18 protein-coding genes are annotated in these 19,514 nt (G+C 43.4%); 9 read left to right on the forward strand and 9 right to left on the reverse strand.

The window, feature by feature from the left end; all coding sequences use genetic code 11:
* Nucleotides 1-256: 256 nt before the first annotated feature.
* From V7R35_RS17390 to V7R35_RS17410, 5 genes are all read left to right on the forward strand, one after another.
* A complete protein-coding gene (locus tag V7R35_RS17390; protein WP_334016150.1) occupies nt 257-769 on the forward strand; it encodes a curlin subunit CsgB in 513 nt (170 codons plus the stop codon).
* A 32-nt stretch (nt 770-801) separates the two neighbouring features.
* Nucleotides 802-2,250 (forward strand): curlin, encoded by a 1,449-nt coding sequence (locus V7R35_RS17395; RefSeq protein WP_334016152.1) that lies wholly within the window; start codon nt 802-804, stop codon nt 2,248-2,250.
* A 71-nt stretch (nt 2,251-2,321) separates the two neighbouring features.
* Nucleotides 2,322-2,678, forward strand: coding sequence for a CsgE family curli-type amyloid fiber assembly protein (locus V7R35_RS17400; RefSeq protein WP_334016153.1), 357 nt, complete (start codon nt 2,322-2,324; stop codon nt 2,676-2,678).
* Nucleotides 2,678-3,127: a curli assembly protein CsgF gene (locus tag V7R35_RS17405; protein ID WP_334016155.1), complete on the forward strand. Its 450-nt coding sequence runs from the start codon at nt 2,678-2,680 to the stop codon at nt 3,125-3,127. The genes V7R35_RS17400 and V7R35_RS17405 overlap by 1 nt, the downstream gene beginning before the upstream one ends.
* Before the next feature lie 9 nt (nt 3,128-3,136).
* Nucleotides 3,137-3,904, forward strand: a complete 768-nt coding sequence (locus V7R35_RS17410) for a CsgG/HfaB family protein (RefSeq protein ID WP_334016156.1) — start codon at nt 3,137-3,139, stop codon at nt 3,902-3,904.
* A 73-nt stretch (nt 3,905-3,977) separates the two neighbouring features.
* On the opposite strand, the gene V7R35_RS17415 is transcribed toward V7R35_RS17410, so the two are convergent.
* Complete coding sequence (locus V7R35_RS17415; RefSeq protein ID WP_334016157.1) at nt 3,978-4,652, reverse strand: helix-turn-helix transcriptional regulator; 675 nt, start codon at nt 4,650-4,652, stop codon at nt 3,978-3,980.
* Nucleotides 4,653-4,961: 309 nt separating this feature from the next.
* Here V7R35_RS17415 and dld point away from each other — a divergent pair, with 309 nt between their 5' ends.
* Entirely contained in the window at nt 4,962-6,695 is a 1,734-nt protein-coding gene (gene dld, locus V7R35_RS17420; protein ID WP_334016158.1) for a D-lactate dehydrogenase, read from the forward strand.
* A 111-nt stretch (nt 6,696-6,806) separates the two neighbouring features.
* Here the strand turns inward: dld and V7R35_RS17425 are convergent, their stop codons facing one another.
* The 4 genes from V7R35_RS17425 to V7R35_RS17440 form a co-directional block, all read right to left on the reverse strand.
* On the reverse strand, nt 6,807-7,571 hold the full coding sequence (locus V7R35_RS17425; RefSeq protein ID WP_334016159.1) for a zinc-dependent metalloprotease family protein: 765 nt from the start codon (nt 7,569-7,571) through the stop codon (nt 6,807-6,809).
* A 21-nt stretch (nt 7,572-7,592) separates the two neighbouring features.
* On the reverse strand, nt 7,593-8,324 hold the full coding sequence (locus tag V7R35_RS17430; RefSeq protein ID WP_334016160.1) for a hypothetical protein: 732 nt from the start codon (nt 8,322-8,324) through the stop codon (nt 7,593-7,595).
* A gap of 452 nt (nt 8,325-8,776) precedes the next feature.
* Nucleotides 8,777-9,652 (reverse strand): 3-hydroxyisobutyrate dehydrogenase, encoded by an 876-nt coding sequence (gene mmsB / locus V7R35_RS17435; protein ID WP_334016161.1) that lies wholly within the window; start codon nt 9,650-9,652, stop codon nt 8,777-8,779.
* A gap of 9 nt (nt 9,653-9,661) precedes the next feature.
* Complete coding sequence (locus V7R35_RS17440; protein WP_334016162.1) at nt 9,662-11,161, reverse strand: CoA-acylating methylmalonate-semialdehyde dehydrogenase; 1,500 nt, start codon at nt 11,159-11,161, stop codon at nt 9,662-9,664.
* 97 nt (nt 11,162-11,258) lie between these two features.
* Here V7R35_RS17440 and V7R35_RS17445 point away from each other — a divergent pair, with 97 nt between their 5' ends.
* Nucleotides 11,259-12,155 carry a LysR family transcriptional regulator gene (locus V7R35_RS17445; protein ID WP_334016163.1) on the forward strand — a complete coding sequence of 299 codons (897 nt, stop codon included), beginning with the start codon at nt 11,259-11,261 and terminating at the stop codon, nt 12,153-12,155.
* Between the two features lie 115 nt (nt 12,156-12,270).
* Entirely contained in the window at nt 12,271-13,401 is a 1,131-nt protein-coding gene (locus V7R35_RS17450) for a Kelch repeat-containing protein (RefSeq protein WP_334016165.1), read from the forward strand.
* Here V7R35_RS17450 and V7R35_RS17455 read toward each other — a convergent pair.
* Nucleotides 13,398-14,270: a LysR family transcriptional regulator gene (locus V7R35_RS17455; protein ID WP_334016167.1), complete on the reverse strand. Its 873-nt coding sequence runs from the start codon at nt 14,268-14,270 to the stop codon at nt 13,398-13,400. The genes V7R35_RS17450 and V7R35_RS17455 overlap by 4 nt on opposite strands.
* Before the next feature lie 105 nt (nt 14,271-14,375).
* Between V7R35_RS17455 and V7R35_RS17460 the strand changes: the two genes are divergently transcribed.
* The gene (locus tag V7R35_RS17460; RefSeq protein WP_334016168.1) at nt 14,376-15,140 is read left to right on the forward strand and encodes a hypothetical protein; all 765 of its coding nucleotides are present in this window, start codon (nt 14,376-14,378) and stop codon (nt 15,138-15,140) included.
* 56 nt (nt 15,141-15,196) lie between these two features.
* Here the strand turns inward: V7R35_RS17460 and V7R35_RS17465 are convergent, their stop codons facing one another.
* From V7R35_RS17465 to V7R35_RS17475, 3 genes are all read right to left on the reverse strand, one after another.
* The gene (locus V7R35_RS17465) at nt 15,197-16,273 is read right to left on the reverse strand and encodes an ADP-ribosylglycohydrolase family protein (protein WP_334016169.1); all 1,077 of its coding nucleotides are present in this window, start codon (nt 16,271-16,273) and stop codon (nt 15,197-15,199) included.
* Nucleotides 16,274-16,367: 94 nt separating this feature from the next.
* Nucleotides 16,368-16,598 carry a hypothetical protein gene (locus V7R35_RS17470; protein ID WP_334016170.1) on the reverse strand — a complete coding sequence of 77 codons (231 nt, stop codon included), beginning with the start codon at nt 16,596-16,598 and terminating at the stop codon, nt 16,368-16,370.
* A gap of 129 nt (nt 16,599-16,727) precedes the next feature.
* A partial coding sequence (locus V7R35_RS17475) for a sensor domain-containing protein (RefSeq protein ID WP_334016171.1) occupies nt 16,728-19,514 on the reverse strand: 2,787 nt, incomplete at its 5' end.

Genomic DNA, 19,514 nt, shown 5'->3' on the forward strand with positions numbered 1-19,514 from the left:
TAGTACTTAAGAATGATATACGTAGAGGTAAGTTCTTCATGCAAGATTACAGGTCTTACCATTGGTAAAAAATTGAATATTTGTGAAGGGTAATTAGTACTTAGGTACTAGTGTTTTGCGTTAACTTGCTGATTTTGTGTTGGTAAACAATTACAGAGTTGAAATAAATACAACTAAATAGTGATGGATTATCTATCGTGAAAAGCGTGTTATAGAACAGTCACTTTTGTTGTTATTCAAGGAAGTAGTCGTTCACATGGACAAAATGTTACGGGTTAAATATCAGTGCTTAAACGCTGGGCTTGTGAAAGGACTTTGCAAAACAATTACTGCTGTTATGTTTTGTGGAGTACTTGCAACAAGTGTACCTGTCCATGCAAAACAGTCCGACCTATCAACAACCTCAGACATGGTGGAATCTTCTCTTTCAATAAGTCTGAATACTCAAGCGATCACGGTAGATAATGAGACGGTCCTCATTTCTGTCAGTCAGTTTGGGTTAAATAATATAACTAACATAGTTCAACGAGGCGACGCCTCAAACCTTTCGAACGTTACTCAAAATGGAAACAACAATGAAGCGATCATTACCCAGCTTGGCGAAGGTAATGTCGTGAATTTACTTCAGCAAAATGACCACAACTATTTTGAAATAATTCAAGACGGGTTTGACAACGTTGCCAATGTTAATCAGTTAGGTGAACAATCTTTTATTGTTCATCAAATAGGGAACGAAATGGTGGTCAACATCACGCAATATAAAGAATGATGTGATGACCGTTTAGGGAGACAAACGTGAATATGAAAAAATCAAAAATAGCTAGCGCGCTTCTTCTAGTTGCGGCCTCAGGATGGGTGTCGGCACAAGAGATTCCAGACAGTAAAAATGTTAACTTCAATGCAGCGGCAGACTTCGTTGCCGCTGCTGAAGGCAATGTCATTACGCTTACGCAAACTGCCCCTGAAGGTAATGCAGTAGGTAACGAATCAATACTAAGCCAAGAAGGTGACCTGAACGCCATTTTTGTAGACGTTATGGGTGATGCAAATAACGTCTTTGTGACTCAAATGCAAACCGGCAATACCTTGTTTTCGTCTGTTTCAGGTAATGGTAACTTAGTGGAAGCCGAGCAAGATAGTGTAGACAGTACTGCAGAGTTCGTTGTTCAGGGCGATGACAATGCGGTATCACTGGTGCAACTTGGCGATGGCGGCCCTTTCGGTTTTATTTTTAATCGCTCAATTAATGCAATTAGTGGTAGTGGCAACACGATGTCTGTTTTTCAGAACGATGGCGGAAACTGGGCAGATAATGTTTTGTCGGGCAACGACAATACGGTGCTGATTGAACAATCAGGCGACTGGCAAGAATCTTATATTGTGGATTTGTCGGGTGATGGTAACACGATTGAAGTGATTCAAGATGGCTACTATAACGTGTCTAACCTAGCGTCGATTGTTGGATCTGATAACGAAATTGAAATTGATCAAGACGGTGACGAAAACAGTGTTGGTTGGAGTATGACCGGCGATGCCAATGAGATTGGTTTTGAACAAGATGGTGATTTTAACGAGATCACTACAGGCTTGTTTGAAGGGTCTAGCAATGTTGTTAATGTCGATCAAATTGGTGACTTTAACTTGGCGACCGTGGAAACCTTAGACGGTGTTTCAAATGACTTTGAGATTAATCAAGCCGGTGAGGGCAATATTGCCTATGCAGGTGTTGCTGGCATAGGCAACGAGTTTGAAATTACACAAATTGGCGCAGAAAACGAAGTGAGCACCGTTAACTTCAATGGTTTCTTCAATACTGTTGAAATAGAGCAAACAGGAGAAGGCAATCTCACGTTGGCACAGGCGGCTATTGGTGAAGCAAGCGCATATGCCGATGGCAATACAATAGCAATGTCGCAAGACGGTTTTAACAATATTGCATCGGTTGAACTGGCAAGTGTTTCATCCTCTAATTTCAATACCCTTAATGTTGAACAAAGTGGCGATTTGAACTTGCTCGACCTACTTGTTAACGGCAGCGATAACACTATCAGCATTATGCAAGAAGGAACGGGAAACTGGGTTACTGACGATGCAGGCGGTCAGTTTGCTATCACGGGTGATGCTAATACGTTTGAAGTTACACAAATGGGTAACGACAACCTGGTAACTGGTTCTATCTCTGGCAACGGAGGCACGGTTAGCGTTACGCAAGTTGGTGATTACAACGTTGCAACAGTAGTTCAGATGTAGGAACGAAGGCGGGAATAATCGCCCGCCTAATCTTTATGAAGTTTTTCTCTTTTTGTTTTGCGTGCGCCCTCTTGGCGTACGCGTTTTGCAAACAAGTCTACGCAGATGAAATTCGTCTTGGTGGGTTGTTATTAGATAATAGCATTAGTCATCAAGGGCATGAGTTTGCCTCAAAGATCAGCCAATACTGGCGGGAAGTACCGGATAGTTCAGGCAAAAACCTAGTAGTAAAAGAAATTATAGTACCTCAAGCTGGCACCTTACTTTCAGTTATTTACGACAATAAAGTGGTTTATCAAACCTACATGGGAAGACGCCAAGTGCCTTTGGATGAAAAGGTACAACAAGCAATAGTTCTGGTTTTAGATGCAATAGCAAATGCCAATGTTGAAAGCAGAAGTCCAGACTTAGCAGGGGATGAGTGGTAATGAAAAAAACAATTAAAAAAGGGTTATTGGCAACAGTTGCAGTTTTGTGTTCAGCTACTATTTTTGCCACAGAGCTTGTGTACACTCCAATAAATCCCTCCTTTGGGGGGAACCCGTTAAATGGTTCATTTTTACTGAGCAAAGCGAATTCGCAAAACGCACATAGTGCATCTTTTAACGAACGCTCTTATGACGAGCGTCTACAAGAATCATTAGAGCGCGCATATATAAATAGAATAGTGCGTGAAATAACAGATCTTGCATTTGGCGAGCAAGAGTTTGATGAGAACGGCAACCCTATTCAAAGTATATTCGATCAAGACAGTCTATTTGTTAGTGGCGATTTTCAGGTAGAGCTTATTACTAGTAATCCCGATAGCATCATAGTAAATATAACCAACCTTGTGACTGGTGAAGTGACGGTTGTAGAAATTCCACGATTTGGGTAAGGATACCTCATGAGAAGTACCGCATTATTATTAGCCATCGCTTTACTTGGCGGTTGCAAGGCCATTACCGATTCAGTGCCCCCTTACACTACAAATGCTGATGTCATTGAAGATAGCGTCATGCTGTCTGAAGTTAAATCGTTACCCCAGCCTGTGGGGCAGATACCGGTTTCGGTTTATGCTTTTCGTGACCAAACTGGTCAATACAAACCTAGCTCTGGTGCTAGTTCGTTTTCTACAGCCGTAACTCAGGGCGCTACCTCTATTCTGGTTCAAACACTTAGTGAAACAGACTGGTTTTTACCCGTTGAGCGAGAAGGGCTTCAAAACATCTTAACCGAACGAAAAATTATTCGTGCTGCTGTTGAAGAAAATCATGGCGGTGAACTACCACCTCTTACCACAGCTCGAATCATTATTGAGGGGGGCATCATTAGCTACGATACTAACATTCGAACTGGTGGTGCAGGCGTTGAATATTTTGGTGTCGGAGCTAGCGAACTTTTCCGTGAAGATATGATATCCATTTATATGCGCGCTGTAGATGTTCGCACGGGACAAGTCTTAGTTTCTGTTTCTACGTCGAAGAAAGTGCTTAGCCAAGAGGTGCGAGCTGGCCTGTTCCGTTATGTTTCGTTAAAACGCTTGCTTGAAGCTGAAACAGGGTACACAACAAATGAGCCAATGTTTGAGTGCGTGAAGCAAAGCATAGAAAAGGCGGTAACCGAGTTGGTATTGCAAGGAATGAATAAAGGGGTATGGAAAGCGAAAGCATAACGTTTTGAAAAGGTCCGTTACTGCAGTTGTATAAAGAGCTCGTAACTACGAGCTCTTTATCACTTTCTTTGCACTAGTTAATTTGTCTAAGTTGATTAAATTGGTTATCGAACCATTTGATTAACTCCACGCGATTTCGACACTCAGTTTTTCTGAAAATACTATAAACGTGCGTTTTAACAGTATTCACGCTTATGTGGAAGTTGTCTGCAATTTCTTGATTTTGAGCGCCTTCTGTAATTTTCTGCGTTATCGCAAGCTCACGTTTTGTCAGCACATTATTAGGTGTTTGAACTGATAAATTATTTGTGTGACTTAGCGATAAATTGGCATCAATATACCGACTCATTACTTCTCTGCTAAACCATTTATTTCCTTTTTGAATTTGCTGCGCGCCACGAACAATTAATTCTAGCGAATCGTTAACGTGAAATATGCCATTTATCCCTTTTTGCAAAGCGGCATAGTGAAATTCTGTGTTTTCTTCAGGGACGTTAAAAACAATGATACTCAAGTGCGGAAAATCACTAATTAATGAGAGGTTGAGTATGCTAGCTTGGCTGCAATAGTTAGCATCAATAAATAGCGTGTGAGTATCTATCAAAACGCTACGAGAGGGCGTTATTGGGCCGCTTGTTATACTAAAACCACAAGACGGCAGAATAGCGACAAAACGTTGATTGGCGTTGTCATTCCCTGTGCTTTCCCTATGAATACTCTTTGTTAAAACAAATGCTTGATATGACATGAAAACTCCTTTTCAGTACATCCACCTTAACCCATAACACACTGTTTACAACACACCTTTGCAGCCTATTTACTGTTCAAAACGTAACAAAATGTAACGCGAACATATGCGTGTTAAGTGCGCATATCAAACGTACCTGTAAAAGTGCTGTAACTGAAGAAAATAAAGAGGTATGTAGACGAAAGTAATGCGTTGTATTAAATATGAATAAATTGTCTTTAGAAAAGGCGTTCGCCCCCTTTGTTATCGATGGGTTTCGTGTATAGTTCGACTCCTGCACAATTTTCTACCACTAACACTGAGAGAATCATGGCCGTAAATACTGATACTCAATCTCTTATCGCATCTATGCGAGATGTAGTAGGGCAAGCTTACCTGTTAACTGACCAAGCCAAGAAACAGCCTTATTGCAAAGGTTTTCGATTTGGTGCAGGTGAAGCGCTAGCGGTAGTTCGCCCAGGCTCTTTAGTAGAAATTTGGCAAGTGCTTAAACTGTGTGTTGCTGCTGATGTTGCCGTAATTATGCAGGCGGCCAATACAGGCTTAACCGGTGGCTCTACACCTGATGGGAAAGACTACGACCGCCCGTTGGTGATTATTAGCACCATGCGTATTGATGCAATTCAAATTGTTGATAACGGCAAGCAAATTGTTGGATTAGCGGGAAGTACACTCTTCGGCTTGGAAGAAACGTTAGCACCTTACGGACGTGAACCTCACTCAGTTATTGGCTCATCATGCATTGGCGCGTCTATCGTGGGCGGTATTTGTAACAACTCTGGCGGTGCACTTGTTAAGCGTGGACCAGCGTATACCGAACTTTCATTGTTCGCTCAAATAAACGCATCGGGTGAGCTTTCATTGGTGAACAATCTGGGTATTGACTTAGGCTGTGACCCTGAAGAAATTCTCAATAACCTTGAGCACAAACGTTACAGTGAAGCCGATGTTAAGCACCCAGATGCCCGTGCGTCTGACAATGAATATGACGCACGTGTAAGAGACGTAGATTCAGACACGCCATCACGTTTCAACAACGACGGGCGCAGACTTCACGAAGCCTCAGGTTGTGCCGGTAAACTTGCTGTGTTTGCTGTGCGTTTAGATACCTTCCCCATCCCAGAAAAGAAACAAGTTTTTTATGTGGGTTCAAACGACGCAGCGGTATTTACAAAAGTGCGCCGCGACATTTTATCTGGCTTTAAAAACCTGCCTGATTCAGGCGAATATTTGCATCGCGACTGCTACGACGTATCTAAAAAGTACGGTAAAGATATGTTCATTGTTATTAGCAAGTTGGGCGCTAAATTCATTCCTAAACTGTTTTCATTCAAGCGAAAATTCGATGCATTTACCGACAAACTAGGTTTCTTACCTAATAAAATGTCTGACCGTGTAATGCAGTATTTAAGCTACTTATTTCCTAATCATTTGCCCAAGCGAATGGAAGCATTCCGCGATAGATACCAGCACCACTGGATTTTGGAAATGAGTAACGACGGCGTTGCCGAAGCAAAAGCTTACCTAGATGAGTTCTTTACAAAGAACGAAGGTAGCTACTTTGAGTGCACGGAAGAGGAAGCTGATAAAGCTATTTTGCACCGTTTTGTTGCTGGTGGTGCAATAGGGCGCTATCACGTTATGCACAGTAAAGACGTGGGCGCCATGATGACTATTGACGTAGCGCTTCGCCGTAACGATCCTGATTGGTTTGAAGTACTACCTAAAGAGATAGATGAGCAGATAGACACAAAGCTGTATTACGGGCATTTGTTTTGCCACGTTATGCACCAAAACTATGTATTAAAGAAAGGGGCTGACGCTAAAACACTTAAGGGCAAAATTTTAGAAACCTTCGATGCACGCAGCGCTGAATATCCGGCAGAACACAATGTGGGACATGAGTATTTTGCAAAAGATGCGTTGAAAAACTTCTATCGTGAATTAGATCCTACAAACAGTTTCAACCCTGGCATAGGTAAAACAACAAAGCTTAAAAACTGGGCTGAGCACAGCGGTGGTTGCTGTGGCGGTCACGATTAACAGTTTCAATAAGCTAAACGCAGAAAAGCCAACTTTGATAAGTTGGCTTTTTTGTTCCGTGCATTCTGTTAAATATGCTTATAGTTATATATCCCCTACAAGCATGCTTAATTAGAAGTAATTAGCGATTTGATTGATTACGGCATTTACCGCACGGTACGCATTTGATTGGTTTGGAACACCACATGCTTGACCATTACAACCATTCCAGTAAGGGTCTGAGAAGTAGTCTAGCTGTGTTGCGCTGCCAAATGCCTGTGGGTACGCCATAATAGTAGAGAAGTTGTTATCTACACCATGACCGATGCCATCGCGGTAAACACCACCTACTGAATTTTGACGCACTGAGTGACCCAAGCCCATGTTATGACCTAGTTCGTGTACAAAAGTAGATAAGCCACAGTCTACAGCACTGATGCTGTACATACGGTCTTTAGAGCTAGAGTAAAGTGTGCCGTTGTTGCCTTGACCTACCCAGCCGATACCACATACATAGCCAGATAGTTGACCGTTTTGATAAATGTTTTCGCGCTTACCAAGTAGTACTACCATGTCTGCACGAACAGATGAGCGGAAGTTTTTCACACCGCTGCTGTTTGTTACCAAATCAAGCGCGTCTTCAGTAGGCTGAAGGTTGCTAGATGTTGCCGCAGACGATTGTGCACCTACAATACGTAGCTGAAGATCTACAGCGTTATTGCGATAAACACGGTTTGCGTGTGAGATATATTGGTTAATTTTAGTATCAATGTTAGATACGCTGTTTGCTGCAGGTTGTGTGTACAACACAAGTACATCAATAGTTGCAGCAGATACTGCTGTTGAACAAAGCAAAGCCGCAGCCATTGCCGTTAAACACTTAAATGTGCGTTTCATTTTATTTCCTTTCTTATTGTTCTAATTGCCTGTAGGGGATTCGGTTTCAGGTAAATCAAAGACATCTGTAGTGTCATTACCGTTTTGTTGATGCGTGCTGTCTGAATGACCAAGCTCATGCTCAATATGGCTTTGCATCATTGATGATTTCGGGGCTATCCACGCATATTTGTCGTTACCCTCAAGGACAAAAACATCTCGTGGGGTGGCTAAGTTAGCGTAGGTGGCATTTTCGCCAATAGTGATGACCGCAGCGTAAAGTGAGCCAGCACCTGGAATGTGTGCTTCAACGGTTCTATCGCCATTCGGGTGAGTTTCAATGTGGTCAACTTCACCCGTATAGCTGCCGCCAAATTGAGGAATATACAGGTCTAAATATTCGCCCACCTCAACGGTTAAAAGCTCCTCTCTATCAAGCTCTATGTAGGCTTCATCGGCTACGTCAGCTGGAATTAATCCAGACTCAGTTAATACCTTCTTACTTACCTCAGACTCTTGCCAAATAATGGTGTCATTTTCATTTGAATTCAGCTGAATGTCGTTGCCCGTCGATGCCTTCTTGGGAACAAAGGTATCTATGCCAGTTGAAAGCACTTGGTCTCCACGTTGCGCTTTTGGAGCGATGGGGGCTTCCTTTCTTGCTTGAACAACAGGCGCTTCGACGACTGTGTTGTTCTTTTCTTTATTTAACGAATAAACCAAATAGCTGCCCGCTACCACGGCGGCAGATGTGAAGATGACGCGTTTAATCATGCTTTTCTCCAAACTTGTCGTTATTGTTGTCTTGTAAAAAAAGCAATTAGAGAAAAAAGCGGAAATTCTGATGTGTAGAAGGATGCTATTGACGCTAATGCTTACTAAGCAGCTCAGTACCATCCGTGGTGATGTTTTTTTAACAATATCAGTTAAATAACAGTCATGAGGCTCAAAAAAGAAGCACCTTAACGGTTTTTTGACCATTTGGCCCAGTTTTAAGATGTAACAAAATATAAATGCAGTGTGATAGTGTAACAATATGATTTTGTTAAGATAATTGGTGTATTCTGCTTCAGGTCACAGTATGAAAGGGCTTTAGAATGTATAGTGAAAGTGCGATTGTAGAGTTATAGATAAGATGAATTTTTGAAATAAGCGCGTAGTATAAACTATGAAATAAGGACGGCTGAGAAGGAGCAGCCGCCCAGAAGTCTATTTGACGTATGAGGTTAGGCTAATCTATTGATAATTGATGAGAAATCAATTCCAGCATTTCCTTCTTCGCAGTGAGCGTCAAACCACTTTGCCGCTAGCTCACCCATAGGCACCTGTGCATCAACGCTTTTCGCCCCCTGCATAGCAAGGCCGAGATCTTTCAGCATTAGTGCTGAGGCAAAACCGCCGGCAAAATCGTTATCGGCAGGGCTTTGAGGGCCCACACCTTTTACCGGGCAGTAGCTGGTAAGCGACCATGTTTGACCTGATGCATTGGATGCAATATCGAAAAACACTTGCGGATCTAGACCAAGTTTTTGCGCCAGCTGTAGGCTTTCACAGGTTGCGATCATGGTAGCGCCTAGCAGCATGTTGTTGCATATCTTTGCAGCTTGGCCTGCACCGTTGCCGCCTGCATGAACAATTTTCTTGCCCATGGCGCCAAGCACGCCTTGGGCTTGATCGAATGCCTCTGCATCACCACCCACCATAAAGGTAAGCGTGCCGCCTGCTGCTGCTGCAATACCTCCTGATACGGGGGCGTCGAGCATTTTAAGGCCTTTGCTTGCGGCAAGCTCAGACACCTTATTCGCCGTTTCAACATCAATGGTTGAACAGTCGATAAGCAAGGTGTTTTCACGCACGTTATCAAGAATCTGTGACGTGTAAATATCCATCACATGCTTGCCTGCTGGCAGCATGGTAACCACGATATCGGCGTCTGAAACAGCTTGTTCTGTAGTATCAGCAATATTGCAGCCTGCTTCTTTAGCTTTTAGCAATGCCGCATCGCTCAGGTCGAAAGCAACTACGTTAAAGTTGTTTTTTACCAAGTTGTCGGCCATGCCTGAGCCCATATTACCCAGGCCAATAAATGCAACAGTTGTCATAATTAACTCCTAGCCCATTGTTGGAATTACAAACGCATTGTCGTTGGTGTCTGAGCCGTCAGGCCAGCGCTGCGTGATAGTCTTAACTTTGGTCCAGAATTTCACGCCTTCCATACCGTGCTGGTTAGTGTCGCCAAACGCAGAACGTTTCCAACCACCAAAAGTGTGGTATGCCACAGGCACGGGAATAGGTACGTTAATGCCAACCATGCCAACGTTTACGCGCTGAGCAAACTCACGTGCCGCGTGGCCGTTACGGGTATACATTGCAACGCCGTTGCCATACTGATGATCGCTGGCTAGGCTTACTGCTTCATTGAAGTCTTTAGCACGCACCATTTGTAGTACTGGGCCAAATATCTCTTCTTGGTAAGAACGCATTTCACTTGTAACGTGGTCGAAGAATGTTGGGCCAATGAAATAGCCGTTACTGTCGGCTGGAATCTGGCTGTTTCTGCCGTCATAAACAAGCTCGGCACCTTCTTCAATGCAAAGGTCGATGTAGCTTTCTACGCGAGCTTTATGTGCTGCAGTTACTACTGGGCCGTAATGGGCGTTAGGATCTTCACTATTGCTTACCATTATCTCTTTGATAGCTGGAATAAGCTTAGCTTTTAACTTTTCTGCGGTTTCGTCACCTACAGGAACTACAACCGGCAGTGCCATACAGCGTTCGCCAGCTGAGCCATAAGCAGCACCAACTAGGTCGGTAACTACTTGGTCTAAATCGGCATCAGGCATAACAATGCCGTGGTTTTTCGCGCCACCCATGGCCTGTACGCGCTTGCCAGCACGAGCGCCACGCTCGTAAACATAGTTTGCAATGTCAGACGAGCCTACAAAGCTCACCGCCTTAACGGTTTGGTGGTCAAGAATGCCGTCTACGGCTTCTTTATCGCCGTGAACAACGTTTAATACGCCAGCAGGTAATCCAGCTTCCAGCATTAATTTAGCAAGCTCTACAGGTACCGATGGATCGCGCTCAGACGGTTTAAGAATAAAGGCGTTACCGCAAGCTATGGCTACGCCAAACATCCACATAGGTATCATAGCTGGGAAGTTAAATGGCGTAATACCCGCTACAACACCTAAAGCCTGGCGCATAGAGTAAACGTCGATACCTGGGCCTGCGCCTTCGGTGTATTCGCCTTTTTGAGCGTGCGGAATACCGCAGGCAAATTCAATCACTTCTAAACCACGTTGAATATCACCTTGCGCATCTACCAACACTTTGCCGTGCTCGCTTGAAAGCAAAGCAGCTAGTCGGTCTCGGTTTGCTTCAACCAGTTCCTTAAACTTAAACATAACGCGAGCGCGTCGCTGAGGGTTGGTTGCTGCCCACTCTACTTGTGCAGCTTTAGCGGTTTCAATGGCGTACTCTAACGTAGCCTGACTTGCCAGACTTACTTCGGCTTGTACTTCGCCTGTATTAGGCGCGTAAACCGGCGACGTACGTTCGCCGTTTTCTTCAAAATCTTTACCTGCAATAAAGTGAACAATTTTTCTCATGACAAAGCTCCTGTATTTTTAACAATATTGAAACCTTGTGTTTGCAATAGCAATACATATACTTGCAGCATGGTGCTGTAAAAATGCAGGTGTTTGTGTGAATTGGGATGATATGCGCTTATTTCTTGGTTTAGCAAGGAATGGTCGTGTAGCTATTGCTGCAAAAGGTTTAAAGGTCGATCCGACAACACTTATTCGGCGTGTAAAAAAGCTGGAAGATTCACTTAACTGTGAGCTTTTTGAACTAACAAATAAAGGTTACGTGCTCACGTCGCAAGGAAGCGAACTTGTTCGCTATATAGAAAAAGCTGAACACTACTTTCTACAAGCACAAAATGAGTTGGGCGATGAGCGTTTGCACATGGAAGGCAGCATACGAGTAAGCGTTTCAGAGGGCTTCGGTAGCTGGTTTTTAGCGCCGTTACTCCCCGAATTTAAAAAGCAGTACCCTGGAATTGTTATTGAGCTAGTGGCCACAAGTGGTTTTTTGAATTTGAACAAGCGTGAAGCCGACATGGCAATTTTGCTTGAGAAACCCAGTAAAGGCTTATTGGTTACCAAGAAACTTATTGACTACAACTTATATTTATACGCCCATAAAGCTCTAGTTGCTGACGATGTGGAAAACGGAAGGTTAACGTCGCTGCAATCGCTTAGTGACTTCACCCTTGTAAGCTATGTACCTGATTTGGTTTACGCGCCGCAGCTAAAATTTATTGAAGAAACCGCATTATCAAAGCTTAGTGCGCTTAGAAGCACGAGTATAAATGCACAATATCAAATGCTAGTGAATGGTGGTGGCGTTGGTATTCTTCCCAAATTCATGGCTGAAATGCGCCCAGGACTTGTGCGATTGGTTGAAAATGAAATTCAAATAAAACGCACTTTCTGGTTGGCAAGTCATAAGGAAACGCATTCACAAGCACGTTTTCAAGCATTTACTCATTGGCTACTGGAAAAAGTACAGCAGTATCAGCATCGCTTTGTCGATTAGAGGTGTGTGTTTTGTGTGCGATGAATTAGGCGAAAACACCCGCCATGTTGCATTGCATCAAAATGTTTTTAAGTGATAGTTTTAAGCTTTCACAACCACCTTGGCACTATTGTTTATGAGTTTTTCTCACATTTTTCGTCGTTCTTTTTGTCAGTATGCAGGTGTAACCGCTGCGCTGCTGGGTTTCTCGTTTTCTGCTGCCGGTGAGTCTGATGTAACTGAAGATACGCGCCAGGCAACACAGGCGAAGTGGGAAAATATGGCTGCATTGCCGTATCGCGTGCAAGAAATTTACCCAGTTGTTTTTCGAAATCATATTATCGTTGCTGGTGGGTTATCACCTGATGTGAGCGATCGTGACATTGATGTGTCTAACCGCGTTGTTATATACAACATAGAGAAAAACACATGGACAGAAGGGCCTAAATTACCTGAAGCAAGACATCACCCTATGCTTGCTAGTATAGACGATAGGCTGTTTGCGTTTGGCGGTTTTACGGTTGATAACAAAGGTATTTGGCACAACAGCACTGACATTCTAGAGCTTACTTTCGATTACAACACAAGCAACGACAAAAATAGCGACAAACTTAATAACGAAGTCGAGGAAAACATATTCACCCACACGCAGTGGAAAAAAGTAGCAAGTCTACCAGCGCCGTTGTCTGAAACACTGAGTAGTGTAAACGGGAACGTTGTTCATCTGGTTTCGGGCCGCACACCTAAAAGCGACACACAAAATAGTCAGTGGATTGACCAAATTGACGTAGATACGCATTTAATATTTTACCCAGAAACAATGAATTCAATTAATGCTAAACCAGTTCCCACCGCGCGTAATAGCGCCTGCAGCGTAACACTTAATGGTGAGATGCATACTATTGGGGGAAGAACGGTATCAGGAGGCAACTTAGCTGCCCATGAAGTGTACAGCTTCACCAGCGGAAAATGGCGAGTTGCCAAACCGCTTCCTGAAGCGCAAGGTGGGCTAGCATGCGCAACGTTGAATGGCAGCATTTATGTGTTTGGTGGCGAGTATTTCGATAACGGTGGCGGTGTTTATTCTAAAGTGTGGCAGTACACAATAGGCAGCGACGAATGGCACGAAGTAAGCGCAATGCCTTTTCCACGCCATGGCCTAGGCGCAGTTACAATCGGCGACAGTATCTACGTTATAGCAGGCGCGATGGAAGCGGGTGGAAACAAAACCACTTCAATGATGTCACGCTTTTCTATTATTGACTAAAATGAATCGCCTTCTATCAGCCCTTGTTTTTGTTTAAGTGCATCAACGAGGAATTGCATCAACAGCTGCACTTTTGGTTGTTCGCGCAGCTCAGGGTGAGTGAGTACCCAAATGTCATAGGAAAGAGTTGGCGTGCTGCCGGGTAATCTGACAAGCGCATTGTTGGTGTCTCCCATAAAGCATGCTGCTCTTCCCATTCCTACCCCTGCTGCAATGGCATGATAGCGAGTGACAATATCGTCAATCACAATACCAATAGGCACGTTAGGATAGGGAGAGGCGTCTAGCCATGCTGGCCAAAGCGTATTGTCACTAGGTGCAACCCAGCGCCAGTCTTGTTCTGGTACATCGTTGCAATAGTCTTTGTGTGCATAAAAGCACAGACCTAACTTACACACGCGCCGGCCTACTAAGTGCTCTGGTAATTTATGCGCACCTCTTATGACTACATCTGCTTCGCCTTTATCAAGGTCGGCAAATTCGGTTGAACTGTTTATTCGAAGTTGTATGTCAGGGTAGGCTCGTGCGAACTCTCCAAGCTCTCTCACTAATAAAAATTGTGACATAGGTTCGCCCAAAGACAAGGTGATTGGACCGCTTAATGTATTAGTAGAGGTAAGGTGTAGACGCTCCGACATCATCACAATGTCTTCCATTTTCTTAGCAATGGCAACCAGTTGCTCACCAAGCGACGTTGCGCGATAGCCTCCAGGTATTTTCTCAAATACGGCAGCACCACGGCGTTTATGTAGCAAGGCTAAATGCCTTGCTATTGTGGTGTGAGTAGTGCCCATGGTTATGGCCGCACCACGAAGTGTGCCTGCTCGGTGAAGCGCTAAAATAAGCGCGTAGTCATTCCAATCGTTCATGGAACGATAATGCACCAGTGTGATGAAAAAACAAACCGTGTTTTGCGAAAAAAGCGTTGATAGAGTGGAAATTCAATTAACTCTACATCGTAAAATGTAATGCCAATGAAAATTTTTGTTCGTACTGCTTTAAATAAAGTCTCTTTAAAACAGCTGTTAACACCAATGCTTTTGTTATTGGCTTTTCCCAGTGTTGCACAAGAAGCAACAAAAGCTCTGTCGGTTCAATATGCACCAGGTATGGTTGTTCAGCTAATTGCACCGGTCACCGACCCTGAAAAACGTCATCTACGTGACCTGTATTTCCAAAAAAATGCAGAAACAGCACAGCGTCACGGCTATCGACAAGATGGTGTGTTAATTGTTGATGAAACGTTAGTTGGCAATTTTAAACCCAATGTTTTTGTTGTAAGTCACTGGCCATCACTAAAAGCACAGAAAACATTTCAAGCGTTGCCATTATTTTCTGGTGTTAAATCGCTTAGAAGGGAAGCGTGGGAAGCACTGAAACTATACGACCATGAATTAGATGTTCCGCTTGAGATGACCTTCACAGAAGATAAGTCTTATACGGTAGCATTGGCATGGACAAACCCTTCAACCCCTAGTGATTACTATGAATACATGGCAGCACTGCCACCACTTGTTGAAAAAGTAGGTGGGCGTTTTATGCACCAATTTAACGATGTAGTTGTGAGTGCACATAACCCTGATGAACTGGCTCCGCAACAAATTACGTTTGTTGAATGGGACTCGAAAGACGGTGTTGAAAAGCTGCAAGCGTTACCTGAATTTGCTGAGCTTGCTAAAAAGCTGCAGTCGGGCACAGTTCGGTTTGAACTGCATCGTGTTACGCCACGGTTGCAATAGCAAAATGTGTAGCCAGGCTTATATGAGCAGGCTTAAAAAAGAGTTTAAAGAGGCGCTTATTGCGCCTCTAGTACTTGCTGTATTTGCTTCTCTATTTGTGTTTTGTGAAGTAGCTTTGAATAAAGCGATGTAATAGGTTGTTCGCTAATTAAACCCATAATAGCACCTAACACAAACCCTCGGTGCACGTTGTCGCCACCCACATTGGTATTGGCAGTTAATGCGCGCTTCGCGTTATCTCTATATCGATAAGCAAAATATAATACGCTTGGCCATGCATCTGAGATATAGCAAGCTGGCGAGTAAAGCCTGCCAACTACCTCAATGTCGCTTTTCTTTTTCGCTACCAGCTTTTCAAGTGAAAGCGAGGCAGAGCGTTGAGCAATATCTTCTAAAATGGTTGTCGGCGATTCACTATCACGCCTTAATAAGCGATATATGAGTTCAACGAAAGCGTCACACACTTTGGCAAGCTCATCACTTGGATGAGTAAGCATTAGGTGTGTGCGGCAAGTACTTTGTATTTCTAGTAATGACGTGTCAGTGCACGCCAGTGTTACTGCAAGTGGCGTAACGGAAACCAGCCCGCCTATTGATGCTGTATCGTGAGTTACTGCGCCGCATTCTTTTGGTGGTTTGCCTAGTTCAAGGTTGGCAAAAAAGCCTCTGTGGTAAGACTCAGCGTACGTATCTGGATGCTGTACTGGGTCGGCGCACATCATCGCTATGTAATTGTTAAGAAATGCATCTGCAGAGTATCCACTGGCAATGGTGTCTAGCAGCACCCTAGCGCAATAGGCATTAAGCGTGTTTTCGCCGGCTTTCATACCGTGGTGATAATGACGGTTTGAACCGCCCCAATACTCACGCTTACCTTTTAGTATTACGTCTCCCACAATTTCTTTTTGCGACGCCGAAGCTAGGTTGCTTCGGCCACCTTGTTGCGTTGAGTGAAGCGACATAATAGAGGATGGATGAAATTCAGGTGCGTCTTCGAACTGCTCAACACCTAAAGGGAACGCTTTTAGAATGTCAGCAGGGTTGTAATACCAGTGCACCGGCATCGCTAGTGCATCGCCAATAAATGCATTTTTTAGCGCCGCTGTTGCCCGTGTGAAAAACAATGTGTTCACGCAATTCCCCTCGTATTAGATAAGCGTATTCTTTTTAGATAACAGTATTTACGAGAGGAATGTATTTTGTGATTAGTGAGGTATTCTTAATGCTTTAGTGAATAACTGAAGGAGTATTTGTAAGAGCATTGGCAGGCGAGTGCTCAGTATCGCTATTTGTTGCTTTCTTAGTTTGCGGTGTTTGATCTAACCCTACAGTACCCGCTTCTTCAACTAACGCTGTCATAGCGTCAATAATATCTAAAAAGTGGGTAAGCTGGCTGGGTGATAGGTCTTTCGATAAGTGCTCAATTTTATTGATAAGCTTTTGAGTAGGTAAACGCATAGTGTCAAAATTCCGTTATTCGTTGATTACTACATAGTCTTATCTGTGTTGCTTTCAATTAGCTTGCCAACAGCGCAAAAGCGTTTTTATTTGAGCTTGAAAATCTATTTTAGCTATAAAAAACGCTTGTTATTTTAAATCAAGTTCAAGTACTTCACTTGCAGGGATGGGTTTAGAGTAATAGAAACCTTGTAAGTATTCGCACCCTTGGGCTTTGAAAAATGACACCTGTGCTTCGGTTTCAATGCCCTCGGCTACACAATCTATATTCAAACTCTCAGCCATTCTTAATATGGCGAGAATAATACCTTCATTGGCGCTATTAAGCCCTATATCCTTGACAAAGCTTTTATCGATTTTGAGAATATCGATAGGAAAGTCTTTTAGATACTTCAAAGAGGAATAGCCAGTGCCAAAGTCGTCGAGTGCAATAACGAACCCCTTATCTTTCATGCTGGCAATGGCCTGCATAGCTGCTTCGTAGTCCGACATTAGTGCACTTTCGGTAATTTCAAAGCGAATGGCGCTGGTGGGAATATCATGCTCGCGCAATAGATTCACAATTTCGTCAACCTTTACGCTTTTAGATATATGAAGTGCACTTAGATTTACCGACAGGTAAAGCCCGCTTTGTTGCCACTGTATTGTTTTAACCATTGGAATAGCTTGCTCAATAAGCTGAACAGTCATGTCTTCAATTAAGCCAATATCTTCTGCAACGGGTATGAATACGTCGGGCGGTATCATGCTTCCGTCAGATGGCCATCGCATAAGCATTTCAAACCCAGCAACCTTCCCTGTTTGGCAGTGGATGATGGGCTGATAATAGCCTACGAATTCACGCATGGCGTGAGCCTGCTTTACTGCGTTTTCCAGCTTAAGCTTGGCCTGAGCCCTTTCATTCATATGCTCGGTAAAGTATTGGAAGTTGTTACTACCCAGCTTTTTCGCATGATACATCGCAATGTCTGCGTTTTTTAAAAGCTCAGTAGGCGTTAACGCATCTTCTGGATAAAGCGCAATGCCAATGCTGGCTGAAACGCTTACTACTTGATTATCCAGCGTTACACTCTCGGAAAGCGATTTAATCATCTCAGTGGCAAGGTGGCTGATGTCGCTTTCAACCTGAACCTTTTCAATCATGACCACAAACTCGTCTCCTCCAAGGCGAGCAACCGTGTCTGACTTACGAAGCAGGTTTTCTAGACGCTTACCAATTTCTTGTAATAGCGCGTCACCCGCATCGTGGCCTAAACTATCGTTGATTTGCTTGAATCTGTCTAAGTCTATAAAGAACAAGCAAATGGAGGTTTCATCACGCGAGGCTTGGTCGAATGCATGCTGAACTCTATCGAGCAGCAATGAACGGTTTGGTAAGCCCGTGAGGCTGTCATAGTTCGCCAGCTGTACCAAGGCACCTTGAGCATCTTTTTGTTCAGTGATATCAGACAAGATAACAAGGTAGCGGCTTATATCTTGCTCATCTCTTGGGTTGCTTACCGCCGTAATTCCTATGTTTACGGTGTACTTTGCACCTAGCAAACTGTGAATTTCTGCTTCGCCATGCCAATGTTCATTCGGCGTTAATTTTCTCATTTTGCAGAGAGCTTCAATGAGGTTGTTTTTTTGGTCTGAAAAAATTTGAGTCAGCTGTGACGATATATCTTTGCTAGGGCAAAGGCACAATGCTTCTTTAAATGCGTTGTTTGCAATAATAGGATCGAAGTTGGCATCGAAGATAACCACCCAATCTCTTGTGTGCTCAAAGGCTTCACCGTAAAGCTGTGCTTTTGTTTGAGTGTTAATAGATTCGGTAATGTTGGAATATGTACCTGCTAACTTAACGGTATCGCTATTAGTGACTAACGCGCCTACATCACGATACCACTCGTATTGTCCGTTGCTGGACAACAGACGATAGGTGATATCTATGTTTCTGCGTTTTTTCCTTAATACATCATTCCATTGCGAGAGGTAATTCGCTCTATCGTGTTCGTGAATAAGTTCGAAATGCTGGTCAAAACTAAAAAATTGGCTTTGATAATTAAGCTCTTTTATTGTTCTCTCTTGTTCGACAATATTGGTCGATTCACTCCACTCCCAAACACGTGTGTTACTGGCTGTGAGCGCCATTGAAAGCCTGTTTTTGTTTTTTACTACGCTCTGGTGGGCGGCTTTTAGCTTGTCGCTATTAAGTTTACGTCGCCACAAAATAATTAAAGTGAAAGAAGCGATGGCAATTGTATAGAGCAAGTACGCAAGCGGTGAAAAAAATGGGGGATAGCCTACCGTAATGTATAAAGATGACTTCTCACCAGATTCATTGTTCGCAATATCAAATCGACTGACATGGAAAACATAGTTGCCTGGCTTTAATTGAGGGAAGGAAATCTCGGTTGATCTGGTCGGCGGGTAAGATATGTCAATGTCACCAGTAAGGCTGTATTGGTATTGATGTAAATTGGTGTTGTCATATTGCATATCAGAGAAATCAATGGTTAACCCGATATCATCGTGTGCAAGCGCCAGTTGTTTTCCGCTTTTGTCGCCCAAGCCCAGTGAAAGCTGTTTGGATATAAGGCTAACATCGGTAATAAGGGGGCGCGGAAATGCGCTCTTACTGTCGTTAAACTTATTCGGATTAAAAACGGTAAACCCTTTTTGAGAGCCGTAAACTAAATCTCCATTGCTTAAAGGTGTTTTTGATCCCCATTTAAATTCGTTGCTAATTAACCCTTCCTTTGTTGTGTATTGTTTAAGGTTAAGGGTTTTGGGATCTAGTTGCAGTAAGCCTTTATGGCTTCCCATCCAGATAAAGCCGTTACTGTCTTTCTCTAAGCTAAAAACAATGTTGGTAGGAAGCAGGTTTGACGTATCGAAGAAGTATTTTTGTTCATATGATGTGGCATCTAGGCC

The organism is Alteromonas sp. S167 (genome assembly GCF_036864375.1).
In the GTDB taxonomy this organism is placed as follows: Bacteria; Pseudomonadota; Gammaproteobacteria; order Enterobacterales; family Alteromonadaceae; genus Alteromonas.